This window comes from Ilyobacter sp. (genome assembly GCF_041583315.1).
In the GTDB taxonomy this organism is placed as follows: Bacteria; Fusobacteriota; Fusobacteriia; order Fusobacteriales; family Fusobacteriaceae; genus Ilyobacter.
On the sequence record NZ_JBFHGC010000147.1, the window covers coordinates 1 to 5539 of the forward strand.

The 5539-nt window shown below is 35.7% G+C and carries 6 protein-coding genes; all 6 read left to right on the forward strand.

Features of this window, described 5'->3' with window-relative positions; translation table 11 throughout:
- Positions 1–1126: Rne/Rng family ribonuclease (locus tag ABZA26_RS06545; protein WP_372713719.1), on the forward strand; the 1126-nt coding region annotated here is incomplete at its 5' end.
- 11 nt (positions 1127–1137) lie between these two features.
- Positions 1138–1638 carry a pantetheine-phosphate adenylyltransferase gene (gene coaD / locus ABZA26_RS06550; RefSeq protein WP_372713720.1) on the forward strand — a complete coding sequence of 167 codons (501 nt, stop codon included), beginning with the start codon at positions 1138–1140 and terminating at the stop codon, positions 1636–1638.
- On the forward strand, positions 1639–3012 hold the full coding sequence (radA, locus tag ABZA26_RS06555) for a DNA repair protein RadA (RefSeq protein WP_372713721.1): 1374 nt from the start codon (positions 1639–1641) through the stop codon (positions 3010–3012).
- Between the two features lies 1 nt (position 3013).
- Positions 3014–4078 carry a DNA integrity scanning diadenylate cyclase DisA gene (disA, locus tag ABZA26_RS06560; protein WP_372713722.1) on the forward strand — a complete coding sequence of 355 codons (1065 nt, stop codon included), beginning with the start codon at positions 3014–3016 and terminating at the stop codon, positions 4076–4078.
- A gap of 30 nt (positions 4079–4108) precedes the next feature.
- Positions 4109–5098: an FtsH protease activity modulator HflK gene (hflK, locus tag ABZA26_RS06565; RefSeq protein ID WP_372713723.1), complete on the forward strand. Its 990-nt coding sequence runs from the start codon at positions 4109–4111 to the stop codon at positions 5096–5098.
- A partial coding sequence (locus tag ABZA26_RS06570; RefSeq protein ID WP_372713724.1) for an SPFH domain-containing protein occupies positions 5082–5539 on the forward strand: 458 nt, incomplete at its 3' end. The genes hflK and ABZA26_RS06570, both read left to right, overlap by 17 nt.

The window sequence follows — 5539 nt, forward strand, 5'->3', positions numbered from 1 at the left end:
CAGGGTAACTACTCATTATACTATTCCAGGTAAATATCTGGTGCTAATGCCAAACAATGATTATGTAGCAATATCTCAGAAAATAAAAAATGATAAAGAGAGAAAAAGGCTGGAAGAGCTTCTCAAAGAGATAAAACCACATAATATGGGATTTATCATAAGAACTGCGGCAGAGGGTAAGAATGAGCTTCACTTTGAAAGAGAAGTGGAGTATCTGGTGAAAAAATGGCATGACATAGAGAGAAAGATAAGCCATTCTAAACCGGGGGATATAATTTACAGGGACAATGAACTTGTAAATACTGTTTTGAGAGATATTTTTTCCTCTAATATAGACGAGCTGATAATAGATAATGAAAAAAAATATTGGGGAATTATAGACTATATAAATGCTTTCAGCGAAAGCTCGATGAGGACTAAAATAAAACTTTACAACGAAAGTCTTCCTGTATTTGAAACCTACGGGATAAATAATCAGCTGGATAAGGCCCTGAAAGAGGTGGTATGGCTCGACTGTGGTGGTTATCTGGTGATACAGAGGACTGAAGCCCTGGTGAGTATAGATGTCAATACAGGTAAAAATACAGGGCGTATGAATCTGGAGGAGACGGTTTTTGAAACCAATATAGAGGCTGCTATGGAGATCCCCAGACAGCTCAGGCTCAGAAATATGAGTGGTATAATAATTATAGATTTTATTGATATGAAGCATGAGGAAGACAAAGTAAAAGTCACAGAGGTGCTCGAAGAAAACCTGAAGAAAGACAGAATAAAAAATAATATTATTCATTTTACAGACCTTGGTCTTATAGAGATGACTAGAAAAAGAGTTGGTAAACCTCTGACTCATTATTTTCAAGAGGAATGCCAGCACTGCAGCGGAACAGGAAAGATAAAATCAAAGGATTCTGTAATCAATGATGTCATAACTGAAATAAAAATTGTTTCAGATGAAAAAGAGATCTCTACAATTAAACTCAAAATATCAAAAGATCTCAATGGTTTTTTTAAGGGAATATATGATGAATTTATAAAAGTTTATCTGAAATCTAAAGGAAAGTTTTTTAAATTGGAAGTGGATCCTCTTAAAGATAATTATGAATATGAAATTTTACTGGAAGTATAGGGGTATGATAGATGAAAATAGGAGTATATGCAGGTAGTTTTGACCCTATCACAAAGGGACATGAAGATATAATAAAAAGAGCAGCAAATCTCACAGATAAGCTTATTATAGGAATATTGAATAGCGCTTCTAAAAAATACTGGTTTGACCTGAAGGAAAGAGAAGAGCTCATAAAAAAAGTAGTAGAAGATCTAGATAACGTGGAAATAATGAGTTTTAACGGACTTCTGGTAAATTTTATGAAAGAAAATAATGCTAATATAGTTTTCAGAGGTCTGAGAGCCGTATCTGATTATGAATATGAACTTCAGATGGCCCTTGGGAATTCTGTTCTTTCCAATGGGGAACTTGAAACTGTATTTTTACCGGCTTCAAGAGAAAATCTATATTTGAGTGCAAGTCTCGTAAGAGAAGTAGCTTTAAATAAAGGAAACTTAGAGCATTTTGTGAATAAAAAAATTGTAAAAGATATATGTAATAAAGTAGATGAAATGGTAAAAGAGGGGAAATAAGTGGCTAAAGATAAAAATCTTTATGTATGCAGCAGTTGTGGATATAAAAGTGCAAAATGGCTCGGAAAGTGTCCTGACTGTGAAGAATGGGGGACTCTGGAAGAGGAAACAGAGATGCCTGCTGCAGCGAGAAGAATTATATCTAAAGGATCATCTTCTGGAAAATCCAATGTGAAAATATTAAATTTTTCGCAGATAGAAGTAGAAGGGAATTATAGATATACTACTAATCTAAAGGAATTTGACAGAGTGCTAGGAGGAGGTCTTGTCCAAGGGGAAGTAGTCCTGATAACCGGTAATCCAGGTATAGGAAAATCTACTCTTCTTTTGCAGGCGGCCAAAGAATATACCAAATATGGAGATGTAATATATATTTCCGGTGAAGAGTCTCCTTCTCAAATAAAGAACAGAGGAGAAAGATTAGGTATATCTTCTGAGAATCTTTTTATAATGTCTGAAACAGAAATAGAAACTATATATGAACATCTGTCTTTGAAAAAACCAAAAGTAGTGGTTGTCGACTCTATTCAAACCCTTTACAGTTCAAACTCGGAATCTATCCCAGGGACTCCGACTCAGATAAGAGAGTGCACTCTGAGAATAGTTGAGCTTGCGAAAAATTATAATATATCTTTCTTTGTGGTAGGGCATATAACAAAAGACGGGAAAGTAGCCGGTCCAAAAATGCTAGAACACATGGTGGATGCAGTTCTTAATTTTGAAGGTGAAGAGGGACTTTTTTATAGAATATTGAGAAGTATAAAAAACAGATTCGGTTCTACAAATGAATTGGGTATTTTCAACATGGAAGAAGACGGAATGAGAGAGGTGAAAAATTCATCTGAATTTTTTCTCAGTGACCGTGAAGAAAAAAATATAGGAAGTATGATTGTGCCAGTATTAGAAGGTTCAAAAGTCTTTCTTTTGGAAGTCCAATCTCTTATAACAGATTCCCCATTTGGTATACCCAAAAGGATAGTACAGGGTCTTGATAAAAATAGAGTACAAATATTGAGTGCTGTGGCAGAAAAAAAAGCAGGGATTGCATTTTCCACAAAAGATCTCTTTGTAAATATTCCCGGGGGAATAACGGTAAAAGATCCGTCTGCTGACCTAGCTTTCTTAATATCTATGCTCTCAGTATGCAACGGTATAGAGATAAGCCAGAAAATAGCAGCAGTGGGAGAACTGGGCTTGAGGGGAGAGATAAGAAAGATATCCTTTATGGATAAAAGGCTTAGAGAACTTGAGAAGCTTGGATTTACAGGAGTATATGTTCCTGAAGCAAATAGAAAAGATATAGAAAAAAATAACTATAAATTAAAGCTTATTTATTTGAAAAGTATAGGTGAGCTTTTGGAAAGGATGAGATAATATGAAAAATCAAGGAAAACTAGTGGACATCCTTTCGAGTGTCACTCCTGGGACACTTCTCAGGGAAGGTCTGGACAATATTCTAGATGCTGGAACCGGTGCTCTTTTAGTCATTGGAATCGATGAAAATATAGAGAGCATGTTGGATGGTGGGTTTTTTATAAACTGTGAATATAATTCCCAGAGAATATATGAGCTGGCAAAAATGGACGGAGCCATAATTCTAGACTATACAGGTGAGAGGATACTTTATGCAAATGTCCACATGCAGCCGGATAAAAATTATACTACAGATGAAAGCGGGACAAGGCACAGAACTGCTCAGAGAATAGCCAAACAGTGTAACAAACTGGTCATTGCCATATCAGAGAAGCGGAACAGGATAACTCTGTATAAAGGGGAACTGAGATATAAACTCCGGGATATAGGGGAGATAATGACAGAGGCCACTCAGGCAATAAAGACCTTTGAAAGATATAAAACTGTTCTGGACAAGGCTCTGGCAAACCTTACAATTATGGAGTTTGATGACCTGGCAACTCTTTATGAGGTGACAACAATACTTCAAAGATTTGAAATGATATTCAGAATAAAACAAGAGGTAAGAAATTATGTGGCAGAATTGGGAGTAGAGGGAAGACTTATAAACCTCCAGTTAGAAGAACTGCTGCAAGGTCTGAAAGACGAGAAAATAAACTTTATAAAAGATTATTATAACATCGATAAGGGCGAGCTGGATATAAATCAAATTAATTTGGAATTAGATAAGTTAACTGATGAAGAACTATTGGAACATGAAAAACTATCCTTTATTCTTGGATATGGAAAAACATACTCTACCCTTGATAACAAAGTAAGTCCCAAAGGGTATAGGATTCTTGGGAAAATAACAAGACTCAATAAGCGGGATGTGGAAAAGATCATAAGTGAATACGATGATCTCGCCTCTATACAGGAAGCAAGTGTGGAAGATCTATATGAGATAAGGGGAATAAGTAAATTTAAAGCAAGGTCCATAAAGAACGGCTTGAAGCGGCTTAAATTTACCCTTGAATTGGAAAGATAATATAATCTTTAAAAAAGGGGAGGATTTATAATGGGCAGAGAGAACAACATGTACACAGTGGAAGATTTGCTGGAATTGGTAAAAAAATATCTGGGAGGATTTGGAAAATTTATTTTTGTTCCTATTTTTTTTCTATATCTTCTTACCGGAGTGTTTGTAGTAGGTCCAGATGAGGAAGTCGTATTACTTTTGTTTGGTAAATATCAGAAGACATCAGGACCAGGTATAAACTGGTATTTTCCGAGACCGATAGCATCGCGGATCAAGGTAAAAACAACAAAGGTATACCGTGCAGAGATAGGGTTTAGGACCGTAAGTCAGGGGCCTCCTGCAAAGTATAAAGATATGAAGGAAGAATCTTTGATACTTACAGGTGATGAGAATATTCTGGATGTGGATTTTAGTGTTCAGTATAAGATATCGGACCTTAAAAAGTTTTTGTTTAATATGGGAGATCCTTCCAAAACAATAAAAGACGCATCTGAGGCAAGTATGAGACAGATAGTCGGTAAATATAATATTGATGAAACTCTGACTGAAGGAAAATCCAATATACAAATCGAGACTCGTGAAAAACTACAGGAAATACTTCAGAAATATGACAGCGGGATCACCGTCCTAAACGTACAGCTTCAAGATGTACAACCTCCTGCTGAAGTAGTACAGGCTTTTAAAGACGTAGCCAGTGCAAGGGAAGACAAGATTCGTTATATAAATGAAGCCAATGGTTATATGAATGATATAATACCAAAGGCTAGAGGTGAGGCTTTTAAAGTTTTAAATGACGCTGAAGGATACAGAGAAAAAAGGACAAAAGAAGCTCAAGGTGACGTGGTGAGATTCTTGAAGCTTTATGAAAATTATAAACTGGGGAAAGAGGTAACAAAAACAAGACTTTATCTTGAAAACCTTGAGAAAAATCTAAAAGATGTAGACAAGGTAATCATAGACTCTGATGTGAAAAACGGAGTACTGAACCTGATTCAAGAGGAGGGGAAAACAAATGAAAAAAGGAATTAATGTTGTTTTAGTCCTAATTGTAATTGTTTTTGCGTCTTCGGTATATCAGGTTTCAGAAATACAGAAAGCTGTAGTTCTAAGATTTGGTAAACCTGTAGGTAAGGAGATAAACACTTCCGGGCTTAAGTTTAAGGTACCTTTTATTGATAATGTTGTATATTTTGATAAGAGGCTTTTAGACTACGATGCTGAACCTAAAGATCTGATTACAAAAGACAAGAAGAATATAGTGATAGATAATTATGCCAGATGGAGAATAGTCGATCCACTTTTATTCCTTCAGACTGTTCATGATGAAAAGGGTGCCCAGGCAAGACTAGATGATATAATCTATTCGGAAATAAGAGAAAGGCTGGGACAGTATACATTTTTGGATATTATCGCATTTAAAAGAGATGAGATAATGGAAACTGTAACCCATGAAAGCTGGGAGAAGACCAA

Coding starts and splice junctions, on each gene's coding strand:
- hflK (WP_372713723.1), top strand. CDS start 4,109: ATGGGCAGAGAGAACAACATGTACACAGTGGAAGATTTGCTGGAATTG.
- disA (WP_372713722.1), top strand. CDS start 3,014: ATGAAAAATCAAGGAAAACTAGTGGACATCCTTTCGAGTGTCACTCCT.
- coaD (WP_372713720.1), top strand. CDS start 1,138: ATGAAAATAGGAGTATATGCAGGTAGTTTTGACCCTATCACAAAGGGA.